The sequence below is a fragment of the Sphingomonas sp. DC4900 genome (assembly GCF_049896485.1).
Taxonomy (GTDB): domain Bacteria; phylum Pseudomonadota; class Alphaproteobacteria; order Sphingomonadales; family Sphingomonadaceae; genus Sphingomonas; species Sphingomonas aquatilis.
This window is the reverse complement of the sequence record NZ_JAFCUK010000026.1, coordinates 1-22,544: the sequence shown is the minus strand read 5'-3', so window position 1 is coordinate 22,544 and position 22,544 is coordinate 1. Positions and strand designations below refer to the sequence as shown.

Genomic DNA, 22,544 nt, shown 5'->3' with positions numbered 1-22,544 from the left:
TCAATCGTCGTCGATCAGGCGTCCGCGGCACACCCGCCAAGGTCAATGCGAACGCTGGTCTTGCGGCCAGCGACAAGGTAAACTCGGCCAGCGTCTCGGATGGCAGTCATGAGAGCGTAGTTTTCGGGCGTATCCGCCGCCATCTGCACAGGCGAATAGATGACGACGTAGAGCGCCAGCTGCTTCGCGGCGGTCGACATCAACGCGCTGCCGCCCTGCCCTTCCAGGCTCAGCATACCCGGCGTGAAGTCCATCGGGCCGCCGAGCCATTGGGTGAAGAACATATTGGCTTCGTGGTTGGGCGGGTTCTTGCCCGGCCAGGCATTATATTCCATGCCGCGGCCGCCCTCGCGCGCGAGCCAATTGGGATAGGTGCGGCGCAGGCCGGTGTCCTTGACGGGTTCGTGGCTGTCGATCCCGACCTTGTACTTGGCGGCGGTCTGTACGACGCGCAGATAGTGGTTCACCATCCACTGGCCCTCATGCCATTCGCGCTTCTTCGTCCCGTCGGCATCGACGCGTTCGATCTGCGCGGCGTCGGTGACGTAGCCGGTCTTCACGACCGGAATGCCGTGATCGCGGGCATAGGCGAAGGCGCGGTCGAGCTGCGCGTCATAATGGCTGGCCGAGCCACCCGTCTCGTTATGGCCGACGAGGTGGACGCCCTTTGCCTTCGCATAGCGTGTCAGTTCCGCGGCATCGAAATCGGGCGTCGGTTGGTCGAATTGCATGTCGTTGCCGTTGCCGAACCAGTCGCCGTCCCAGCCGACGTTCCAGCCCTCAACCAGAACGCCGGGAATCTTGTTCGCGGCAGCGAAGTCGATGTATTTTTTGACGTTGGCGGTGGTGGCGCCGTGCTGCGGCCCGGTCGCCCAGGTCCATTCGCCCTTGATCATCTTCCACCACACGCCGACGAACTTGGCGGGCTTCAGCCAGCTGACGTCGCCGAGCTTGTTGGGCTCGTTGAGGTTCAGCTCGAGGTGGCTCATATAGAGGCCCGGCGCATCGTCCGACAGAATGATCGTCCGCCACGGCGAGGCAAAGGGCGCCGCACGCGCCACCTTGGGCGCACCCGCGCCAGGCGTGAGCGAGGCCTTGAAGGTATTCCCTTCGCTGCGCGCGAGGTTCATCGCAGCATAATCGACCAGCGCCGCCTCGTGCAGCGCGGCGTGCGTGCCGTCGGCGAGCTTCACCGTCATCACCGTCTGCGCGGTGCCGACCGCGTCGAGCGGCGTCTTGTTGTAGAGATATTCCTCGCGGTTCCACAGATACGCCGGCTTCCACCAGGCGGTGCCGTTCTGTGCGAAGGCGAATTCGGTCAGTTCGTCCGAGATATTGGCGTTATGCAGGTTCGGCTGGTCGGGGAAGCTGTAGCGGAAGCCCAGCCCGTCATCGAACAGGCGGAAGGTGACGTCCATCTCGCGCTTCAAACCCGTCTTCTCGCGGAAGCGGAGAGTCAGTTCATTGTGGCGGTCGCGGATCGTCCGCCATTCGCCGAACGGCTGCGTCCAGCTGCTATCGCCGCTCGCCTTGGACTGGCCGATCAGCTCCACGTTGCGCTCGATCTTCGGCGCGTCGGTGAACATGATGCCGAGCCGGCTGGGGTTGAGGATCGCCTTGCCCTTGCGGCTGACCGCATAGGTGGGGCGGCCGTCGTTATCGAAGGCGATGGTGAGCGCGATGCTGCCATCGGGCGAGGTCGCGGTGGCGACGGGCTTGAAGCTGGCGGTGGGGATTTGCGCGACGGCATTGGGATCCGTCTGGGCGACGGCAGCGCCCGCCGCCAGCACCAGCGCCATCGCCGCGCCGATCGTGAAATGCCTCATCATGCCTCTCCCGTTCTTTTGGCGATCAATGCGCCATATCCGTCGAAATGCCAGCCCTGCGTCGCGGTCTCGGCGACGGTCTGCCACTGGTCGGGCTGGTCCGGCGCCCAGCGCTGCGGTTCGGGCGACAGGTTGAAGACGCACAGCATCGTCTCGTTCGCCGCCCGCCGTTCGATCGCGAGCATGGCGTCGTCCGCCGCAACGATGCGGATGTCGCCGGTCAGCAGCGCCGGATGCGCCTTGCGCAGGGCCAGCACGTCGCGCGTCCAGTGGAGCAGCGCAGGCGGGTCCCGCTCCTGGCGGTCGACCGCCAGCGTGCCATGATCGTCACCGATCGGCAGCCATGGCTTGGCGGTCGAGAACCCCAGGTTGGGCGCATCGGCCGCCCATGGCATCGGCGTGCGCGCGCCGTCACGCGACAAGGTGCGCGGCCAGTTGGCGATCGCTTCCGGGTCTTGCAGGTCCTCAAACGGCACGTCGACCTGGGTCAGACCCAGCTCCTCGCCGTAATAGAGGAAGATATTGCCGCGTAGGCTTGCCAGCAGCAGCATCTTCATGCGGGCGAAGGCCCGCGCCTGTTCCGGTGCAACCCAACGCGAGATGGCGCGGGGGGCGTCGTGGTTCTCGAACGCCCAGCTCGGCCAGCCGACGCCGTCCTGCTCAGGCCACTTCCCCACCGCCTCGGCGACCACGGCGGGCGTCAGGCCGGGGGCGTAGAGGAAATCGAAGCCATAGGCGCTGTGCAGGCGACGCCCTTCCGCGGTGAACAGCTTCATCTCGCGGTCGCTGTCGGCGCCGCCGACCTCGGCCACGGTGAAACGGGCGTCATAGCTGTCGAACAAAGCGCGGATGCGCTCGAGGAAGCCGGGGATCGCGTCATGGCTCTGGTTGTAGGTGTGGAGCTGGTAATCGAACGGCCGGGTGCGCGGGATGCCGTCGTCCAATGGCGCCGGCGGATTGTCGCGGAAGCCGGGATCGAACATCATGAAGTTGATCGCATCGATGCGGAAGCCGTCGATGCCCCGCTCCAGCCAGAAGCGGGCGACGTCGAGGAACGCCTGCTGCACCGCCGGATGGTGGCCGTTAACCTGCGGCTGCTCCTTCAGGAAGTTGTGCATATAATATTGGCGGCGGCGTGCGTCCCACGTCCATGCCGGGCCGCCGAACACCGACTGCCAGTTGTTGGGCGGCGAGCCGTCGGGCTTGGGATCGTGCCAGACGTACCAATCGGCCCGGGGATTGTCGCGGCTGGCCCGGCTTTCCTCGAACCAGGGGTGCCGGTCACTGGTGTGCGCCCAGACCTGATCGATGATGACCTTCACGCCCAGCGCATGCGCGCGGGCGACGAGCGCGTCGAAATCGGCAAGCGTGCCGAAGATCGGATCGACGTCGCAATAATCGGACACGTCATAGCCGAAATCGGCCATCGGCGATCGGAAGAAGGGCGACAACCAGATCGCCTCGACACCCAGGCTCGCGACATGGTCGAGGTGCGCGGTGATGCCGGGCAGGTCGCCGATGCCGTCGCCATTCGAATCGGCGAAGCTGCGCGGGTAAATCTGATAGATGGTGGCACCGTGCCACCAGGCACGGTCTTGGGGGCGATCCTGGGGAGGTTGCATGTGGCTCATCGTGCTGGGGTCAGCGCGCAGATCGCATAGCCGAGCGGCGGCAGCGTGACAGTGAGGCTGCCGGGCGCGGCGACAGCGCCGCATCCGGTGCCGGCGAGCGTCTTGGCGCCGGTGGCGCCGACGCCGATCTCGACCTGACGGGTCAGCGGCGTGGTGGACGTGTTGAACGCCAGCAGCACCTCTGCCCCGTTCGTCGGGTCGAAACGCGAGATGGCGAGCAGGCCGGGCGTATCCTCACGGGCGCGGAGCAACTGGCGACCGCGGGTCAGCGCGGGGGTGGCGGTGCGCAGCTTGGCCAGCATGGCGGTCTGCCGGAACAGCGGATTGTCCTGGCCGAAGCTCTCCGTCGCGGTCGTCTTGGTGGTGCCGAGCAGGTGGTTGTCATTGTAGCTGGCGACCTTGCTCGCGAACATGTCCTCGCGCGCGTCCTGATCGTTGCCGTCGCTGACGAAGCCCTGTTCGTCTCCCGAATAGATGGTCGGCACGCCGCGCAAGCTCAGCAGCATCGCGTTCGACAGCATCACGCGTTGCAGCACCTCCGCATCGCTCGCGTTCGGGAAGGCCTTACGCACGAAGGTGGAGAAGCGCCCATCGTCGTGATTGCCGGTGAAGGTCGGCAGCTGGATCGCGGTGTCATAGCCCTTGGCGTAGAGCGCGTCGCCGTCGAACAGCGCCTCGAACGCGTCGGTGCCACGGGTGCCGGCGACCGTTTCGACCACCGCCTGGCGGAACGAGAAATCGAGCACGGCGGGCAGCTTGTCGACCACCGTGTGCTGGGCGAGCACGGCGGGACGGACGTCGTGGTCCGACACTTCGCCGAAGATGTGGAAGTTGGGGATGCCCTTCGCCTTGGCGCGCGCTTCCATGGCGGGGACGAACGCGGCCCAGAATTCGGGATTGACGTGGCGGGCGGTATCGATGCGGAAGCCGTCGATGCCGTAGCGGTCGATCCAGCCGCCGAAGATGTCGATCATGCCGCTGAGGACGCGCGGGTTCTCAGTCATCAGATCGTCGAGGCCGACGAAGTCGCCCATCGTCGAGCTTTCGTTGCGATAGGTCGTGTCGCCGCGATTATGGTAGAGCGTCACGTCGTTCAGCCAGGCGGGGACCTTCACGTCCTTTTCCTTGGCGGGGACGAAGGGCGTGTAGGCGTAGGTGGGGTCGGTGAGCTTCGCGAAGTTCGCGGCGCTGCGGTCCTGGTCACCGGCGAAGCCGGGGTTGATCGCCTTGCCCGTCACGCCGCCGCGGCGCTGATAGGGATAGTCGGCGCGGCTGCGATAGGGGCATTCGCGCTGGCCGACGCATTCACGATACTGGATCACGTCGGCGGTGTGGTTGATGATGATGTCCATATAGACCTTCATGCCCCGCTTGTGCGCGGCGGCGACGAGGTCGGCGAAATCCTGATTGGTGCCGAGGTGCGGATCAACCTGGGTAAAGTCGGTGATCCAATAGCCGTGATAGCCGGCGGACTGCTGGCCGGGGGCGCCCTGCACCGGCTTGTTCTTGAAGATCGGGCCGACCCACAGCGCCGTTGCGCCGAGCGACTGGATGTAATCGAGGCGCTTGGTCAGCCCCTTGAGGTCGCCGCCGTGGTAGAAGCCCTTGGCGGTGGGATCGAAGCCGGTGACGGTGCGGTCGCCCGTCAGGCCGCCGCGATCGTTGCTGGGATCGGCATTTTCGAACCGGTCGGGGAGCAGGAAGTAAATCACCTCATCCTGCGGCAGGCGCGCGCGGTAATCGGTGGCCGCAGTCTGGGCGGGCGCGGCGGATGCGGCGAGCAGCAGGGCGAGCGCGGTCGCGGTTCGTGTGGCCAGCTTCAGCATGCATCCCCCAAGTCACGCGCAGCCGATCCGTCGCCGGCCGCGTCCGGCCCGCCTTGTGCGGACCCTGCGCCCCCAAGCCAAGCATAGGGCATACGTATTCAACGCCGCTATCCCTACCGCCCGGCTTTGGCTACAGTCCCGCATGGCCGTGAAGAGCAGAGGACGGGGAACGGGCGCGGGCGACAAGCCGCCGACCTCGTTCGACATCGCCGCGCTCGCCGGCGTATCGCAGCCGACGGTCAGCCGCGCGCTGCGTGGCGACCGCACGGTCAGCAGCGCGACGCGGATGCGGATCGAAGCGATCGCGCGGCAGCTGAACTACAAGGTCGACAAGAACGCGTCGTCGCTGCGGCGGGGGCAGAGCATGACGCTGGCGCTCCTCTTCTTCGAAGACCCGCTGGACGACGGCAGCTTCATCAACCCCTTCTTCCTCTCCATGCTGGGGTCGATCCTGCGCACCTGCGCGGCGCGGGGGTATGACCTGCTGACCTCGTTCCAGCAGCTCTCCGCCGACTGGCACACCGATTATGAGGACAGCCGCAAGGCCGACGGGATCATCCTGCTCGGCTATGGCGATTACGAGCTGTACAAGGCGCGGCTGGAGGCACTGGTGGCGCAGGGCACGCATTTCGTGCGCTGGGGATCGGTCGACGCGCATCCGATCGGGGTGACGATCGGCTGCGACAATATCGCCGGCGGGCGGATGGCGGGCGAACACCTGATCGCACGCGGCGCCACGCGGGTCGGCTTCATCGGCGACGCCGACGATCATTATCCCGAGTTCCGCGACCGCTATCGCGGGCTGTGCGCGGCGTTGCGCGCAGCGGGTCTGCCGGTCGATCCCGGCCTGCACGCCGATGCGCTGTCGGTCGAGCAATCGGGCTATGACGCGACGAAGCGACTGCTGGCGCGCGACCTGCCGTTCGACGCGCTGTTCGCCGCATCCGACCTGATCGCGCTCGGCGCGGTGCGCGCGCTGACCGAGGCGGGGCGGCGGGTGCCCGAGGATGTGGCGATCATCGGCTTCGACGATATTCCCGCAGCGGCGACGACACAGCCGCCGCTCACCACGATCGCGCAGGATTATCGCAAGGCGGGCGAGGTGCTGGTCGACACGCTACTGCGCCGGATCGCGGACCAGCCAACCGATACGGCGCTGTTGCAGCCGCGGTTGATCGTGCGGGCGTCCGCCTGACGATAGACAAGATGAACACCTTGGGCGAAACGATCCTCTACGGGGCGCGGCGACATCTAATGTTCGTCACCCCGGACTTGATCCGAGTTCCCCCTATTCCCGGCCGGTGCAGAAGAAGAAGAAGCGGGATCCCGGCTCAAGGCCGGGATGACGGGAGGCGCAATGTGGTGCTTCTTCACAGAACTTAGCCGCCGTATCGATCCTACACCGGGCATTACGACACCCAACATCCGTCACCCCGGACTTGATCCGGGGTCCCGCTACTCCCGGCCGGTATAGAAGAAGAAGCGGGATCACGGCTCGAGGCTGGGATGACGGTGGCGGAATGGGATGACGGGGAGGTTCAGGGCCGGGCGGCGCAGTGGCGGGCGATGACGTCGGCGTGGGTGGGCATGGCCTGCGCCTCTCTGCGGTAGAGCAGTTCGAGCGTTTCCATATATTCGCCCAAGTCCTCGACGCCGATCTGGTCGGCGAGCGGGTGATAGGCGGTCGCCTGCACCCCCTGCCCCGCCAGCACCTGCAGCCAGCCGTCTTCGGTGAACAGCTCCTCATGTTCGCGGGTGATCGTGCCGGCCTGTTGCCAGAGCGCGATCTTGGCGCGGAGCGTGTCGGGTAGGTCGGCCTCGCGGCGTTCCGTCCAGAACGGCTCCGAACGGCCGTTCGCCCAATAATGGAGGATCAGGAAGTCGCGGATGCGCTCGATCTCGAAATCGGTCTGGCGGTTGTATTCGTCGCGCAGCGCTTGCGGAATCGGGAAGGCCGGAAGCAGCTTCACCAGCCGGGCGATGGCGGACTGGATCATATGGATGCTGGTCGATTCGAGCGGTTCGAGGAAGCCGCTCGCCAAGCCCAGCGCGACGACGTTGCGGTTCCAGGCACGCTTGCGGCGGCCGGTGACGAAGCGAAGGTGGCGGGGGTCTGCCTGTGCCTCGCCCTCGATATTCGCCAGCAGCGCCGCGGCGGCGGCATCGTCGGAGAGATAGCGGCTGCAATAGACATAGCCGTTGCCGGTGCGATGCTGGAGCGGGATGCGCCACTGCCATCCCGCCTCGCGCGCGATCGCCCGCGTATAGGGCAGCGGCGCGCCGACATTGGCGCTGGGCACCGCGACGGCGCGGTCGCAGGGCAGCCAGTGCGTCCAGTCATCGTAGCCCGTTTCGAGCGTCCCCTCGATCAGCAGGCCGCGAAAGCCGGTGCAGTCGAGGAACAGGTCGCCTGCGACGCGTTCGCCCGAGGCGAGAACCAGAGCCGCGATATCGCCGGTGTCGCCGTCACGCTCGACGCGGTCGATCCTGCCTTCGGTGCGCTCGACCCCGCGGTTGACGGCGAAGCGGCGGAGGTAGGCGGCGTACAGCCCCGCGTCGAAGTGGAAGGCGTAGGGCATCGTCGGCAGCGTCTGCGCGGTGATCGGCCCGCCGCGGTGCATGCGGCCGGCGCGGGCGGCGACCTCGTTAAGCGCATAGGCGTCCAATGGCTTGGCGAGGCCGAGCTGGCGGGCGCGCAGCCAGTAATGCTGGAAGGCGATCAGCCCGACGTCGCGGCCAACGTCGCCGAACGCATGCATGTAGCTGTGGCCGGGCTCGCGCCAGGCGTCGAAAGCGATGCCGAGCTTGAACGTGCCGCCGGTGGCGCGGAGAAAGGCGTCCTCATCCAGCCCCAGCGCTTGGTTGAACAGGCGGATCTGCGGGATGGTCGCTTCGCCGACGCCGACGGTGCCGATCTCTTCGGATTCGACCAGCCGGATGCGGTAGCCGCTTTCGAGCAGACCGCCGAAGGCCGCCGCGGCCATCCAACCCGCGGTGCCGCCACCGGCGATGACGATCGTGGTCATGGGCGTGGTGAGAGGAGTGTCCGCCATGCTGCTGGCCTATCAAGAAAACGGGCTGCCGTCACATGACGACAGCCCGAAGGTTTCCGGGGAAGGAAACGGTAAGGTCCGATCCGAAATCGACGCCCCAGCGGACACTGGGGCCTTGTGCGGCTCCCGTCCCATGCCTTCGCCGGAAGATCCCAGCTTTCGCTGGGATGACGGCTTGGGCACCGGGATCGGAATGGGCGCCGGGATCAGAACTTGTAGGTGATGCCGATGTAATAATCGCGGCCGTAGCGCTGATAGTCGATCACCTGACGGACGTCGTTGTTCTGGTAGGTGATGAACGGACGATCGGTCAGGTTCTTCGCCTGGGCGAGGATCGAGAAGCCCTTGAGGAAGCCCTCCTGGAATTCGTAACCGATCTGCGCGTCGAGGATGCCTTCCGACTTGGCGGTGCGATAGGTCGGCGAGGCGGAGAGGCCCGCGACTTCGGCGAGGAAGTCCGACCGGTAGCGATAGTTGACGCGCGCCTGGAAGCCGTACTTTTCGAAGTAGAGCGTGCCGCTGGCGACGACATCCGACAGGCCCGGCAGCGTGATCGGCGTCGGGTTGTTGCGATAGACGATGCGCGAGTCGGTGTAGTTGCCGGTCACGAACATGCCGAAGCCGTCGAGCGCGCTGGTCAGCGTCTTGAACGGCAGCGACAGCGTGGCTTCGACACCCAGCACTTCGCCGCGGCCAGTGTTGGCCGGGGCCGACACGTTGCCGATCTGCAGATTGTTGCGCGTGATGATCTGCTGCTGCGCCGCCGTCAGGCCACCGAGCAGGCCCGAGAAGTCATACGCATAGGCATTGTTCGGATCGACGAAGTCGGTGAGGTGCTTGAAGTAGCCCGACAGAGCGACATAGCCGCCGCCGTCGAAATACTTTTCCAGCGAGATGTCGATGTTGGTCGACTGGTATGGCCGCAGCGCGACGTTACCGCCGTTAGACGTGAACACCGGATTAAGCGCCGGATTGGTGTTGTTCGCCTGGATGTTGGCAAGGTTGATCGACACATCCTGCGTCACGCGCTCCTGGTCGAGGCGCGGACGGATCATTGTCTGCGACGCACCCAGCTTGACATAGCCGCTGTCCATCAGTTCGACCGAGAAGGTCGCCGAGGGCAGGACGTTGGTGTAGGTCGACTTCTGGTCGGCCGGCGCGATCGTCACGATGCCGTTGTTGACGCTGGCGATCTGGCCGGTGCCGCGCTGTTCGCTGCGGATGACCTGCACGCCGAGCGCGCCCTTCACCGACTTGCCGCCGAGTTCGCCGTCGATGTTCGCCTGGGCGTAGCCGGTCCAGACGTTTTCGGTCACGACATTGTCGCGGACCAGCGCCGAGGGACGGCCGTCGAACGCCTTGTTCAGCGCGTTGTTGTAGACGTACAGCGGATCCCAGGTCAGCATCGCGGGGATGCCGAGATAGGTCAGCGGGATGTTGGTGCCGAGCAGCGCGGCGGTGGGCAGCGGCGCGGTCAGCGGGGTGCCGCTGGCGACGGTGCAGTTGGTGCCGCCGCCGGTCGGGCAGAGGAAGTAGGAGGTGTAGGCGCTGGTCTTTTCACGACGGCTGTAGTTGCCGCCGACTTCCCAGCTCTTGATGATGCTGCCGTCGATATCGCCCTTCAGCGCGGCGCGCAGCGACTTCAGGTCGTCGCGGAACTTCGGCTGGTTGAGGAAGCCCGACTGGACCACCGGCTGCGTGCCGTTGTTGCCCCAGCCCTGCGGGTCGGTCAGCTTGAAGATGCTGGTGTTGGTGTAATCCAGCGTCGGCACGATCTTGTAGGTGCCGTTGGCGTTCTGCGTCACGGTCACGCGATCGGCGACGCCGCTCTTGGCAAAGCCGGTGCCAGTGTTGGTTTCGAGCAGGAAGTCGGTGCGGTCCGCACGGCTCCAGCTGGCGTCGACGTTGAAGTGCAGGTTGTCGGCGATCTTGAAATCGTTGTTCCAGCCGAGCGACAGATTCTCTGCGGTGCGCTTGTTATAGTCGTTGCGCTGCACGGCGAAGACGTTGCTGAACGTCGTCGCGGTGGCGAAGCCGTTGTTAGTGGTGATGCCGCTCTTGACGGGATCCGAGAAGCCGAGCGGGAATTCGATACCGCGCAGGCGCTGTTCTTCGGTGAAGTGCGAATAGAGCGCGTCGAACGTCGAGTGGAAATTCTCCGACGGGGCCCATTCGATCGTCGCCACCGCGCCATAGCGGCGCAGCTCGTTCGATTGGACATAGGGCTTGGCGCCGCCCAGCACGTACGGGTCGGCGGCGGTGCCGCTGCCCGAATAGCCCCAGGCGTTGTAGCGTTCGTCCTGCGAGGGCGTCTGCGTCGCCGATACGCCGATCGCGATGCCGAGCGTGTTGTCGGCGAACTTGTCGATGTAGGTCGCCGAGGCGCGATAGCCGTAGCGCGACGAATCCGGGTTCAGATTGTCGATGCCGTTCATCTGGCCACGCGCGTTGATCGCGAAGACGCGCTGCGACTGATCGAGCGGACGCAGCATGCGCAGGTCGACGGTGCCCGAGATGCCCGCGGCGATCAGCGTGGCGTTCGCCGACTTGTAGACGTTGACGTTGCGGAAGAATTCCGACGGATACTGATCGTATTCGACGCCGCGGTTGTCGCCGACGGTCACCTGTTCGCGGCCGTTGAGCAGCGTCGTGGAGAAGTCGGGGCCGAGGCCGCGGATCGACAGGCGCTGGTCGCGGCCTTCGAGGCGCTGGGCGGTGACGCCAGGCAGGCGGGCGAGGCTGTCGGCGATCGACACGTCGGGCAGCTTGCCGACGTCTTCGGCCGAGACGCTGTCGACGATCAGCGTCGAATCGCGCTTGATCTTCGCCGAGTTGGCAAGGCTGGCGCGGATGCCCGTGACGACGATGTCGCCGTCATCGGCGGCGGCATTGGCGGCGGTCTGCTGGACGGCGGCGGCCTGGTTCGGCGTCGGGTCGGCGGCGGGGGCCGGCGCCTGCACCGTTGCGGCGGCGGGCGGGTTGGCGGTCGGCGACTGCGGATTGGGCGCTTCCTGCGCGAAGGCGGTGCCGCCGGTGACGAGCAGCACGCTGCCGATCGCAACGGTGCTGGAGCGCAGCGCGATCAGCGCACGACGCGAAAAACTGGAATCGATGTGGGACACGAAAATCCTCCCCCTGACGAATGCCATGCCCCCGCCCGCTACCATCGCGGACGATCGGCTGACTGTGTTGCGGGCTTGTGAACGCGAGAGGATTAGGTGCCAAGTTGGCCACATACGTATTCACGGGCGCATGCCTTGCGCCCCGCGGCCGCCGTGTCTTTTCCGCAACAGCGGATTAGTCGCGCAATTCCAAGAAACTATTGACCGTCAGCCGGCCCGTTTCCGGGTCCGGATCGAACGACAGCGTGTCGGGCAGATACGCGCAATGCAGCGTGTTGGAACGATAGAGGATTGCGCGGTTGAAGCGCCCCTGATGCAGCGCGATACGCTCGAACACCGGCGTGTCGCCCGCGATATAGGCGGCGTCCGGCAGGCCATGGGCCGCCAGATCGGCGTCGAGCGCGGTGCGATAGGCGGGCAGGCGCGTGGCATCGATCGATTCGAAGCCGGTGCTGCGATGGCGATAGAAAGCGGTGCCGCTCGATTCGTCGGGCGAGAGATAATGGAGCAATGCGAGGCGGCGCGGCGAGACTTCGTCGAAATGCGGCAGGCGCTGGATCGGGGTGAGCGCCGATGGCGGCGTGGTGACGATCGAATAGAATGCGTCGACCACCTCCAGCGCGCCCGTGCCGAACACCTCCGCAGCGATGGGCGCCAGACGCGCGAGGGGATCGCGCAGCATCGGCGGCGCCACCACCGCGCGGATGCCGGGATAATGCGGGCCGATCGGCACGAACGACAGGAAGGCGGCGTCGTCGCGAAACCGCGCGGCATCGGCAAAGCCGTCGATCACGACGACGGGCTGCTCCTCTGCGCCGTGGCGCTCGACCGATATCTGCCAGTTCATCCTGTGCGTGTGCCGCCGTCGGCGCTACGGTTCAACCGCGGCGATAAGTCCGGAACGGATGCGTATCGATCGCGTTTATCGGTCGACCGCGCTACGAACGCGGCGGACAAGCGAGGGACGATCATGATGCGTGGATGGCCGGTCTTGGTTTTGGGCATGGCGCTGGCAGGGTGCGGAACGCAGGGCGGATCGAATGAGACCGTCGCGGCGAACACCACCGCCACGTCGCAGGGCAGCGGCTATATCGCCAAGGTGCTGGCACTGCCGCCGCGCCAGCTGAACGGCGTGCTGTACCGCGCGATCGATGACGCCAAGCAATCGTGCCAGGGCATCGCCGACACGCTGCGGCAGAAGGATAACAACGGCAAGCCGGTGTGGGCCGTCCGCTGCACCGATGGCGGCGCGTGGCTGATCACGATCGGCGACGACGGCACGGCCGACGTGACCGGCGTACCCGCCAAGGCCGGCGGCTAATCTGCATCGCGGGCGAACCCGTCAGCCCAGCGGCATCTGCCGGGCGGCGGGTTCCACCTCTGCCTTCGCCTGTTCCTCGCAATGCGCGGCGGGCATCAGGCGGCCCTTCCGCCAGTTACCGTAGCGGTAATAAGCGATCGTCATCGCCATCGACGCGAGCGTGCCGGCGGGAAAGCTCCACCAGATCGCGTCGGCGTGGAGCATCGGCTGCAGCGCATAGGCGATGCCCAGCCGGACCGGGAACAGCGCAACCGCCAGGATCACCAGCGGCCCAACGACGGCGCCGTTCGCGCGCACGGTCGAGGCGAGCACCATCGACACGCCGAAGAACAGGAAACTGACCGAGCCGACGATGTTGATATGCGCGGCAAGATCGATCGACGTCGCGTCGCTGCCGAGGAACAGGCCGAGCGCGGTCCGATCGGCAAGCGCCACCGCGCCGATCAGCGCGGCGGTCATCGCGAGGTTGATCAGCACGCCCGCGCGTGTCACCCGCGCCACCCGGTCCCACCGCCCTGCCCCGATGTTTTGCGCCGCCATGGCGCTGACCGCCGCGCCCACCGCCATCGCCGGCATCTGGATATAGGTCCAAAGCTGGTTCGCCGCGCCATAGGCCGCGGTGGTGGTGGTGCCGTAACTGTTGATCAGGCCGATCATCGCCAGCGCCGACGCGGTCACGACCAGCATCTGGAGGCCCATCGGCACGCCCTTGGCTACGATCGGCCGCAGCAGCGCAGGATCGGGGATCAGATAGCGCCATTCGGCCCCGCGCAGCCGGACGACGAGGTCCTGCCGGTAGACATAGGCGAGCAGCGCGAGGAACGAGACGGTGTTCGCGATGCAGGTCGCGAGCGCCGATCCGGCGATGCCCAGTTCGGGCGCGCCGCCGAGGCCGCGGATCAGCACGGGGTTGAGCGTGACGTCGAGCAGCGACCCCAGCGCCATGAACTTGAGCGGCGTCACCGAATCCCCCGCCCCACGCAACGCCATCGACAGCAGGACCGAGAGGAAGCTGGTCGGCATCGAGACGAAGATGACGCGGAGATAGTCGAGCGCGAGGTCATAGGCGTCGGCGGGGGTGCGCAGCGCGGTGAGGATCGCCGGCGTCGCGAACCAGCCCGCCACCACGACGACGACGGAGAGCAACCCGAACAGGCCGGCCGCGGTGCCGAAGACGCGCCGCACGTCATCGATATCGCGCCGGCCCATCGCCTGGCCGATCAGGATCGTCGCGGCCATGCCGAAGCCGAACACCGCGGAAATGAGCAGGAACATGACGAGGCTGGCGTTCGTCGTCGCCGCGAGCGCGCGCTCGCCGAGCAGGCGACCGATCCAGATCGCGTTGATCGATCCGTTGACCGATTGCAGCACGCTGGAGCCGAGGGTCGGAAGGGCGAAGAGCAACAGCGTGCGGCCGATCGGGCCGGTGGTGAGGTCACGCTGTGGTTTCGCCATGGTGTGTCCCTGTTTCGTGTGTCGTCGCCCCCGGAGTGAGGCGGCGGCGGAGCGTCTAAGTGCCCGTCACCCCGGACTGGTTCCGGCCGTACGGAGATCGCTCAAGCCCCTGCCGTCGCCCTAGCCGAAGAGTGGACCCTGGAACCAGTCCAAGGTGACGGTGTGGGTGGGGTGGGCGGCGTGCCTTTTCGCAGCGAGGCAGCCGATCGGTCGGAGCGATCACGTCGCGGTTTGGCAGGTCGTTCGCCGCTCCACCGCCCTTTCCACTCCGCAAGACCCGCGACAGACACCGCAAATCACCCGTCACCCCGGACTTGGTCCGGGGTCCACCGGGCCGCGGGGGGACGGTAGAGCCTCCAGCCATCCCCCTCGCCGCAGAGTGGACCCCGGAACGGGTCCGGGGTGACGGGGTGGTTGGGGTGAGCGGCGTGGCTTCCCCCAGCGATGCGGCCGATCGGCCGGTGGGTTCACGTTGCGTTTTGGCGGGTCGATCGCCGCAATGCCGCCCTGTTCACTCCGCGAGACGCGCAACAGGCACCGCAAATACCCCGTCACCCCGGACTGATTCCGGGGTCCACCGGGCCGCGGGGGGACGATAGAGCCTCCAGCCATCCCCTCGCCGCGGAGTGGACCCCGGAACGAGTCCGGGGTGACGGAGTGGGTGGGGTGGGCGGCGTGGCCCTCTCGTAGCGATGCGGTCGATCGGTCGATGAGATCACGTTACGGTTTGGCAGGTCGATCGCCGCTCTACCGACCTATCCCACTCCGCGAGGCTCGCGATAGCCACCGCCAATCATCCGTCACCCCGGACTTGGTCCGGGGTCCACCGGGCCGCGGGGGGACGGCAGAGCCTCCAGCCATCCCCCTCGCCGCGGAGTGGACCCCGGAACCAGTCCGGGGTGACGGTGTGGGTGGGGCGAGCGGGGCGCCCTCCCCTTTAGCCCAACCGTGCCAGGGCGGCTGACAAACGTTCCGCTTCGGCCGCCTTTTCGGCGTGGTCGGCGCGAGCCTTTTCCACCGCTTCGGGCTTGGCGCGTTCGACGAAGCTGGCGTTGCCGAGGCGGCCGGCGAGGGCGTCGCGTTCCTTTGCCGCGGCGGCGATGCCCTTGGTCAGGCGCGCGCGTTCGGCGTCGAGGTCGATGACGCCCTCGACCGGCAGCATGAACGTGGTGCCATCGACCACAATCTGAAGCACGCTGCCCGCGGCGGGGGCGTCGAAGCTGACCGTCTCCGTACGGGCGAGGCGGCCGAGGGTCGCGGCGTTGCGTTCCAGTCGATCACGCAAGGGCGCATCGGCGTCGACGGTGTGCAACACCAGCGTTGCACCGGGCGGCACATTGAGCTCGGTCCGCGCGGTGCGGATTTCGCCGACGAGGCGGATCAGCCACGCGACCTCCGCCTCCGCCGCCGGATCGAGGCTGCGCGCATCGGCCATCGGCCATTGCGCCACGATCAGGTCGTGGTCGCGCGGGTTGGCGTGCCACAGCTCTTCGGTGATGAAGGGCATGAACGGGTGGAGCAGGATCAGGATCTGGTCGAGCACCCAGGCGGCGACCGCCTTGGATTCCGGATCGATCTCGCCGCGAACGCCATCGACGACCTGCGGCTTGATGAGTTCGAGATACCAGTCGCAGAAGCGGCTCCAGACGAACTGGTAGATGGCGTTCGCCGCCGCATCGAAGCGCAGGTCGGCGAGCGCGAGGTCGATCGCCTGTACGGTCTGGATCGTTTCGCCGATGATCCAGGCGTTGACGGGCAGGCTCGCCGCCGGTGCCTCGATCGTCGCGCTCGCGCCGATACCGTTCGCCTGGCAGAAGCGCGCGGCGTTCCACAGCTTGGTCGCGAAGTTGCGATAGCCCTCGACGCGGCGTTCATCCATCTTGATGTCGCGGCCCTGGCTTTCCATTGCCGCCATGAAGAAGCGCAGCGCGTCGGCGCCGTAGGTATCGATCAGGCCGAGCGGGTCGACGGTATTACCCTTCGACTTCGACATCTTGGCGCCGTCCGCCGCGCGGACGAGGCCGTGCAGGTAGAGCGTCTTGAAGGGGACGTCCTTCAGGAAGTGCATGCCCTGCATCATCATTCGCGCATCCCAGAAGAACAGGATGTCGAAGCCGGAGATCAGCACGTCATTGGGATAGCGACCGCCGAGCGTGGGGTCGGTGTTGTCGGGCCAGCCGAGCGTCGCGAACGGCCAGAGCGCGGAGGAGAACCACGTGTCGAGGACGTCGGGATCGCGGGTGAGCGTAACGCCCTCGCCCGCTTCGGCCTGTGCCTCAGCCTCGGTTTCCGCGACGAACACGCGGCCGTCGTCGGCGAACCACGCCGGGATCTGGTGACCCCACCACAATTGGCGGCTGACGCACCACGGCTGGATGTTCTCCATCCAGTTGAAGAAGGTCTTTTCCCAGGTCTTGGGGACGATCTTGATCGCCTCGCTGCGCACCGCCTCGATCGCGGGCTCGGCGAGCGTCTTGGCGTCGACGTACCATTGGTCGGTCAGCCAGGGTTCGATGACCACGCCGGAGCGGTCGCCGAACGGCGTCTGGATCGTGCGCGGTTCGGCGTCGTGCTCGTTGCCGTCCTTGTCGAGGTGCGGGATCAGGACGCCATCGTCCTTCAGGCGGGCGACGATCGCTTTCCGCGCGTCCGCGGTCGACAGGCCGAGCAGATCGGCGGGGATCAGGCCGTCCGCGGTCTGCACGATCTGCGCCTTGGCATCGAGCATGTTGAGCATGTCGCGCGCCTCGATCCCGGCGCGGCGGCCGACTTCGAAGTCGTTGAAGTCGTGGCCCGGCGTGATCTTCACCGCGCCCGATCCCAGTTCGGGGTCGGCATGTTCGTCGGCGACGATCGGGATCAGGCGGCCGGTGATCGGCAGGCGGACCTGCTTGCCGACCAAGGCAGTGTAGCGCGCGTCATCCGGGTGCACCGCGACCGCCATGTCGGCGAGCATCGTCTCGGGCCGCGTCGTCGCGACCTCGATGAAGCCCGATCCGTCGGCGAGCGGATAGCGCAGGCGCCAGAAGCTCCCCTTCACCTCACGCGTCTCGACCTCGAGGTCGCTGATCGCGGTGCCGAGGCCCGGGTCCCAGTTGACGAGGCGCTTGTCGCGGTAGAGCAGGCCCTGGCGGTGCAGCTCGACGAAGACCTTGAGGACGGCCTTCGAAAAGCCCTCGTCCATCGTGAAGCGTTCGTTCGCCCAGTCCATCGAACAGCCCAAGCGGCGCAGCTGCTGCGTGATCTGGCCGCCGCTCTCCGCCTTCCATTCCCACACCTTGGCGATGAAGTCGTCGCGGCTGAGGTCGGTGCGCTTCTGGCCGGCGGCGTTCATCTGGCGCTCGACGACCATCTGCGTCGCGATGCCGGCATGGTCGGTGCCGACGACCCACAAGGCATCCTTGCCCTTCAGCCGCGCATGGCGGGTCAGGATATCCTGCAGCGTGTTGTCGAGCGCGTGGCCGATGTGCAGGCTGCCCGTCACGTTGGGCGGCGGGTTGACGATCGTCCACGGCTCGGCGTTCGGCCGGTCGGGACGGAACAGGCCGTTCGCCTCCCAATGCGCATACCAGCGCTGTTCAATTGTCGCGGGGTCGAAGGTCTTGGGAAGCTCGGTCATGGCAATGCCTGTAGCCATGGCGGACGCATCTGAGAAGAAGGGTGCGTGCAGCACGCCCGAAGCGTCTGGCATCATAGGATTTTGGTAAATGTTTTCGGGGTACGGCGATCCCCCAACGGACCAGAGTTCGCCAGCCGATGCACGATCTGCACCACGACCATGACGAATTGCGAACGCTGATGCACAGCTTCGCCATGGCGATGGACCAATCGACCGGGTTCGATGCGGACCTGCAACGCGCTCGCGTGAAATTCTATCAGACATTTCAGGCGCATGTCGCCCGGGAAGAGGCGTGCTGTCAGCAGCTGCCCGCAGACGACCCGATCCGCATCCAGGGCGCCGCGGACATGCAGGTGCTGATTCGCGACTATAGCGCGCAGGTGGCCGCCTGGCCGCCGCAGCGCGTGAAGGCGGAGTTCCCGGCCTATCGCCGCGCGGTGCTGATGCTACAGGCCAGGCTGCGCCGCCGGCTGGACTGGGAGGAGCGCCACCTGCATCCTCGCCTGTCCGCCTTCAGCCGCGCCGCCTGACCTGCGAGCGCGTTAGCGCTGGTCCTTGGTCCAGCGATCCATCCAGCCCAGCACCTCGCGATACCATTGCCGCGAGTTGGCGGGCTTCAGCACCCAATGGTTCTCGTTCGGGTTGACGAGCAGGCGCGAGGGGATGCCACGGCGCTGGAGCGCGGTGAAGGCGGCGAGGCCCTGCGTATAGGGAATGCGGAAGTCCTTTTCGCCCGTGATGACCAATTGCGGCGTCTTCCACTGGGCGACGTAATTGACCGGGTTCCACTTTTCGAACGCGGCGGGATCCTGGAAATAGGTCTTGCCGCCATGTTCCCATTCGTCGAACCACAGTTCGTCGGTTTCATAGGCCATGGCGCGCGCGTCGAAGACGCCGTCGTGCTGGACGATGCACTTGAAGCGATCGGGCCAATTGCCCTCGATCCAGTTCATCATATAGCCGCCGTAGGAGGCACCGAGCGCGCAGGCCTTGTCGCCGTCGAGCCAGCCGAACTTGGTGGTCGCCGCGGCCAGCCCCGCCTTCAGATCGTCGAGCGGCCAGCCGCCCCAATTGTTGCTGATCGAATCGGTGAAGGCCTGGCCGTAGCCGGTGGACCCGTGGAAATCGACCGCGACGAGGCCATAGCCGGCGCCGGCGAAGACCGCGGGGTTCCAGCGATAGGACCAGCTGTTGTCGCTTGATCCCTGCGGGCCGCCATGGACCATGAACGCGACCGGCACCTTGCCCGTGCTGCCGTACGGCTTCACCGCATAGCCCCAGACGGTGTCGTTGTTCGCACCGGTGAAGCTGAAGCGGCTGACGGTCGGCATGTCGATGCCGGCGAGCTTGGTGGCGTTGACCGCAGTCAGGCGCGCGGGCTTGCCCTTGCCGGTGGCGGCGACAGCGTAGAAATCGTCGGGGGCGGTCAGGCTATTGATCGCGACGACCGCGCCCTTGGGCGTCGGCACGACGGCGGAGACATGGCCGGCTTGCGTCAGGCGCGTGACCTTGCCCGTCGCGGGATCGACGGCGAACAGCGGGTTTTCCTGCGTATCCTGCGCCGTCACGTAAATGCGCTTCGAATCGGGCGACCAGGCGATCGAGCCGACCGACCGGTCCCAGCCCTCGGTCAGGCTGCGCACCTGACCGGTCGCGAGATCGCGCAGCATCAGCACCTGGCGATCGGCTTCGAAGCCCGGACGCTTCATCGCGAACCAGGCGAGGCTGCGGCCGTCGGGCGAGACGGTGGGCAGATTGTCGGTCGCCTGATTGGCGGCGGTGAGGTTCACCGGCGCGGCGGAACCGTCCGCGGGCGCGGACCAGATGTCGAGGTTGGTCGACAGCGGTTCGGTGGTGCCGGCGATGCGCAGCGCGAAATAGACGGTCTTGCCGTCGGCGCTCCACGACACCTCTTCGCCGCCGCCGAAGGGACGCGAGGGGGCATCGCCGTCGAGGCCGTGTTCGATCGCGACGCCATCACCCGGCGCGCCCGCGGCCGTCAGCGGCAGGACGAAGAGCTGCGACTGCGTGCCGTCCGCCCACGTATCCCAGTGGCGCACGAACAATTTGTCGTAGACGCGGCCCTCGCCGGCCAGCGGGTCCTTCTTCACCATGGCGGGGGCAAGGCTGGGCGCGTTGGGCTTGCGATCGGCCCAGACGAGAATGCGGTCGCCGGTCGGCGCGACCTTGAAGCCGCCGAAGCCGCCCTGGAAGCTGGTGAGCTTGCGGGGGGTGCCGCCGGTGACGGGCACCGCCCAGATGGCATCCTCACCGCCCTTGTTCGACTGGAAGTAGACGGTCGATCCGACGATCTGCGGTGCGTTTTCGTTGACCTCCGCCTCGGCGACCAACGGTTCGGGCTTAGCGCCCTTGCGCGTCAGGTCGAGGCGCCACAGGTCGTAGCGGCCGCGATTGGCGGCGAGATCGGTTTCACGCTGCGCCCAGACGAGCCACTTGCCGTCCGCTGACGCGGTCGGCGCGCCGACGCGGCTGAGCGTGGTGACGTCATCGATGGTGAGCTGGCGGGCGGCGGCGGGCGCGGCGATGGCAGCGGCGGTGGCGAGCAGGCTCGCGGCAATAAGGGTCTTCATACGCGCGAGGTTAAGCAGATCGGCCGTGCCGGGGCAACGGCGGGCCGATGGCGGCAGGAGCGGCGTGGCGGTGCGCCGCCCCTGCCCGCGTCGATCAGAATTCCGACCAGTCGTCCGGTGCGGCGACGACGGCGAGGTTGCCCGTCGCCCGGCGCTTGCTCGCCGCCGCGATCTGGCGTCCGGCCACCGCCGCCCGTTCCTGCAACTGCGCGACGGGCGATGCATTCGACGTGGCCCCACCGCCGGTGCGGAAGCGGGTGATCTGGCGCGCCATCGTCTCCGCTTCGGCGGCAAGGCTGCGCGCGGCGGCGGTTGCTTCCTCGACCATCGCGGCATTCTGCTGCGTCACGCCGTCCATCTCGCTGACCGCGGTGTTGACCTGTTGCAGGCCGGTCGCCTGCTGTTCTGCCGAGCGCGCGATATCGGCGACCAGGCCGTCGATCTCGGCGATCCGGTCGATGATCCGCTGCAACGCCTGGCCGGTTTCGCCGACCAGCCGCACGCCCTCGTCCACCTGTTGCGACGAGGCGGTGATCCGCGTCTTGACGTCCTTGGCCGCCTCTGCCGACCGCTGCGCCAGCGCCCGCACTTCCGACGCGACGACGGCGAAGCCCTTGCCCGCGTCCCCTGCCCGCGCCGCCTCGACGCCGGCGTTCAGCGCCAGCAGGTTGGTCTGGAAGGCGATGCCGTCGATGACGCTAATGATTTCGGAAATCTCGCCCGACGTGCGCTCGATCCCGCCCATCGCCTCTACGGCGTTGCGCACGACGGCGCCCGAATGCTGCGCTTCATCGCGGGCGCTACGCACCGCGGCATTGGCGCTGCCGGCGCGTTCCGCGGTGGAGCGGACGGTGCTGGTGATCTCGTCCATCGCCGCGGCGGTTTCTTCGAGGCTCGCCGCCTGCTGCTCGGTACGTTGCGACAGATCGTCGGAGGCCTGGCGGATGTCGCCAGCGCCGCTGTTGATGCTGGACGCCGATTCGGACATGGCGGCGAGCGTCGTTTGCAGGGCGGATACGGCGGCGTTGAAATCGTCCTTGATGCGCGCGAACGGCCCGGTAAGATCGGCATCGACGCGCGAGACCAGATCACCCTCCGCCAGACGCGACAGCGCCGGGCCGAAGCTATCGACGATCAACGTCGTCTGCGCCGCCTTGGCCTGTTCGGCTGCGACCAGCTGATCGCGCAGCGCCGTCGTCGCGCCGGCAAGCTGCCCCAGCTCGTCACCGCGACCCGTGGCGGGCACGGCCACCGCCAGATCGCCCGACGTCATCCGGTTGAGGACACCGACCAACTGAAGAAGCGGCGCGACCACATAGCGTCGGCATAGGACGCCGATCGTGCCGACGAGGGCCAGCAACGCCAGGGTCGTCGCGATCAGCGACATGGAGGCGAGGCTGGTGACCCGGTCGGCATCGGCGTCCACCGCGGTCAGATGGGTTTCGAGACGATTCGACACCGTTTCCATGCCCGATTCCAGGTCGTGGAAGGTGCGCAGGAACGCCGGCAGCATCGTCGATGCGCGATCCTGATCGACGGCGGCCGTCGCCGCGACGGAGCGGGCGCTGGCGATATAGGCGTCGACCTGCGGCTGGATCTGCGTCGCCGCGGCGACGACTTCGGGCGCGGCGGCATAGGCGCGATCCACGGCCAGGGTCTTGCGCAGCGTCGCCACATCCTGTTCCAGCGCCTTGCGATTGTCCGTCAGGCTGAGATCGCCGACGCGGATCGCACGCAGGATCGACAGCACGTCGCCCCGGATCGCATCGTGCATCATGTCTGCGGTCATGTGATTGCGCAGCAATCGGGAGGCCGCGCCGACGCGGTCGCGCGCCGCGGACTGCTGGCCATTGGCCCACAGGCTCACCCCGGCCGAGGCCAGGACGAGCGCGATGATCGCGGCAATCGCCGCCATCATCATCGTGTTGATCGATCGCACCCCTAAATTCTCCCGTTCCGCGTCATGTTCCTGTCATTATGTTGACGGTCCCCCGGTTTCTCATCCGGGCATGATGCGAGTTTCCGGTTTGCATCCGTCGGGGTTAACCCCGACGGATGCAGCATATTCGGCTGGCGTGAGCCAGCCAAGCGCCGTGTGAG

At 66.9% G+C, this 22,544-nt stretch carries 13 protein-coding genes; 3 read left to right on the top strand and 10 right to left on the bottom strand.

Annotation, left to right across the window (positions count from 1 at the left end; all coding sequences use genetic code 11):
* Positions 1-14 precede the first annotated feature (14 nt).
* From ACP690_RS17565 to ACP690_RS17555, 3 genes are read right to left on the bottom strand one after another with little or no spacing between them, the layout of a single operon-like run.
* A complete protein-coding gene (locus ACP690_RS17565; protein WP_426261855.1) occupies positions 15-1,829 on the bottom strand; it encodes a glycoside hydrolase family 97 catalytic domain-containing protein in 1,815 nt (604 codons plus the stop codon).
* On the bottom strand, positions 1,826-3,448 hold the full coding sequence (locus ACP690_RS17560; protein ID WP_426261854.1) for an alpha-glucosidase: 1,623 nt from the start codon (positions 3,446-3,448) through the stop codon (positions 1,826-1,828). The genes ACP690_RS17565 and ACP690_RS17560 overlap by 4 nt, the downstream gene beginning before the upstream one ends.
* 5 nt (positions 3,449-3,453) lie before the next feature.
* Positions 3,454-5,283 (bottom strand): alpha-amylase family glycosyl hydrolase, encoded by a 1,830-nt coding sequence (locus ACP690_RS17555; RefSeq protein ID WP_426261853.1) that lies wholly within the window; start codon positions 5,281-5,283, stop codon positions 3,454-3,456.
* 142 nt (positions 5,284-5,425) lie between these two features.
* On the opposite strand from ACP690_RS17555, the gene ACP690_RS17550 reads away from it, so the two are divergent.
* Complete coding sequence (locus tag ACP690_RS17550; protein WP_426261852.1) at positions 5,426-6,478, top strand: LacI family DNA-binding transcriptional regulator; 1,053 nt, start codon at positions 5,426-5,428, stop codon at positions 6,476-6,478.
* Positions 6,479-6,821: 343 nt separating this feature from the next.
* On the opposite strand, the gene ACP690_RS17545 is transcribed toward ACP690_RS17550, so the two are convergent.
* The 3 genes from ACP690_RS17545 to ACP690_RS17535 form a co-directional block, all read right to left on the bottom strand.
* Positions 6,822-8,309, bottom strand: a complete 1,488-nt coding sequence (locus ACP690_RS17545) for a tryptophan halogenase family protein (protein ID WP_426261856.1) — start codon at positions 8,307-8,309, stop codon at positions 6,822-6,824.
* A gap of 233 nt (positions 8,310-8,542) precedes the next feature.
* Positions 8,543-11,458, bottom strand: a complete 2,916-nt coding sequence (locus tag ACP690_RS17540) for a TonB-dependent receptor (RefSeq protein WP_426261851.1) — start codon at positions 11,456-11,458, stop codon at positions 8,543-8,545.
* 175 nt (positions 11,459-11,633) lie between these two features.
* Positions 11,634-12,305 carry a DUF6445 family protein gene (locus ACP690_RS17535; protein WP_426261850.1) on the bottom strand — a complete coding sequence of 224 codons (672 nt, stop codon included), beginning with the start codon at positions 12,303-12,305 and terminating at the stop codon, positions 11,634-11,636.
* Between the two features lie 123 nt (positions 12,306-12,428).
* Here ACP690_RS17535 and ACP690_RS17530 point away from each other — a divergent pair, with 123 nt between their 5' ends.
* A complete protein-coding gene (locus tag ACP690_RS17530; RefSeq protein WP_294213708.1) occupies positions 12,429-12,779 on the top strand; it encodes a hypothetical protein in 351 nt (116 codons plus the stop codon).
* Between the two features lie 21 nt (positions 12,780-12,800).
* On the opposite strand, the gene ACP690_RS17525 is transcribed toward ACP690_RS17530, so the two are convergent.
* On the bottom strand, positions 12,801-14,234 hold the full coding sequence (locus ACP690_RS17525) for an MATE family efflux transporter (protein WP_426261849.1): 1,434 nt from the start codon (positions 14,232-14,234) through the stop codon (positions 12,801-12,803).
* Between the two features lie 937 nt (positions 14,235-15,171).
* Entirely contained in the window at positions 15,172-17,853 is a 2,682-nt protein-coding gene (locus ACP690_RS17520; protein ID WP_426261848.1) for a valine--tRNA ligase, read from the bottom strand.
* Positions 17,854-17,990: 137 nt separating this feature from the next.
* Between ACP690_RS17520 and ACP690_RS17515 the strand changes: the two genes are divergently transcribed.
* On the top strand, positions 17,991-18,383 hold the full coding sequence (locus ACP690_RS17515; RefSeq protein WP_017978960.1) for a hypothetical protein: 393 nt from the start codon (positions 17,991-17,993) through the stop codon (positions 18,381-18,383).
* Between the two features lie 12 nt (positions 18,384-18,395).
* On the opposite strand, the gene ACP690_RS17510 is transcribed toward ACP690_RS17515, so the two are convergent.
* Together ACP690_RS17510 and ACP690_RS17505 are read right to left on the bottom strand one after the other, a co-directional pair.
* Complete coding sequence (locus tag ACP690_RS17510) at positions 18,396-20,444, bottom strand: prolyl oligopeptidase family serine peptidase (protein ID WP_426261847.1); 2,049 nt, start codon at positions 20,442-20,444, stop codon at positions 18,396-18,398.
* Positions 20,445-20,538: 94 nt separating this feature from the next.
* Positions 20,539-22,383 carry a methyl-accepting chemotaxis protein gene (locus tag ACP690_RS17505; RefSeq protein ID WP_426261846.1) on the bottom strand — a complete coding sequence of 615 codons (1,845 nt, stop codon included), beginning with the start codon at positions 22,381-22,383 and terminating at the stop codon, positions 20,539-20,541.
* Positions 22,384-22,544 lie beyond the last annotated feature (161 nt).

What these genes read in the sequence shown, in the direction of transcription:
- ACP690_RS17525 (WP_426261849.1), bottom strand. Translation starts at nt 14,234, where the DNA reads ATGGCGAAACCACAGCGTGACCTCACCACCGGCCCGATCGGCCGCACG.
- ACP690_RS17560 (WP_426261854.1), bottom strand. Translation starts at nt 3,448, where the DNA reads ATGCAACCTCCCCAGGATCGCCCCCAAGACCGTGCCTGGTGGCACGGT.
- ACP690_RS17565 (WP_426261855.1), bottom strand. Translation starts at nt 1,829, where the DNA reads ATGATGAGGCATTTCACGATCGGCGCGGCGATGGCGCTGGTGCTGGCG.
- ACP690_RS17515 (WP_017978960.1), top strand. Translation starts at nt 17,991, where the DNA reads ATGCACGATCTGCACCACGACCATGACGAATTGCGAACGCTGATGCAC.
- ACP690_RS17520 (WP_426261848.1), bottom strand. Translation starts at nt 17,853, where the DNA reads ATGACCGAGCTTCCCAAGACCTTCGACCCCGCGACAATTGAACAGCGC.
- ACP690_RS17530 (WP_294213708.1), top strand. Translation starts at nt 12,429, where the DNA reads ATGATGCGTGGATGGCCGGTCTTGGTTTTGGGCATGGCGCTGGCAGGG.
- ACP690_RS17550 (WP_426261852.1), top strand. Translation starts at nt 5,426, where the DNA reads ATGGCCGTGAAGAGCAGAGGACGGGGAACGGGCGCGGGCGACAAGCCG.
- ACP690_RS17555 (WP_426261853.1), bottom strand. Translation starts at nt 5,283, where the DNA reads ATGCTGAAGCTGGCCACACGAACCGCGACCGCGCTCGCCCTGCTGCTC.
- ACP690_RS17545 (WP_426261856.1), bottom strand. Translation starts at nt 8,309, where the DNA reads ATGACCACGATCGTCATCGCCGGTGGCGGCACCGCGGGTTGGATGGCC.
- ACP690_RS17535 (WP_426261850.1), bottom strand. Translation starts at nt 12,305, where the DNA reads ATGAACTGGCAGATATCGGTCGAGCGCCACGGCGCAGAGGAGCAGCCC.
- ACP690_RS17510 (WP_426261847.1), bottom strand. Translation starts at nt 20,444, where the DNA reads ATGAAGACCCTTATTGCCGCGAGCCTGCTCGCCACCGCCGCTGCCATC.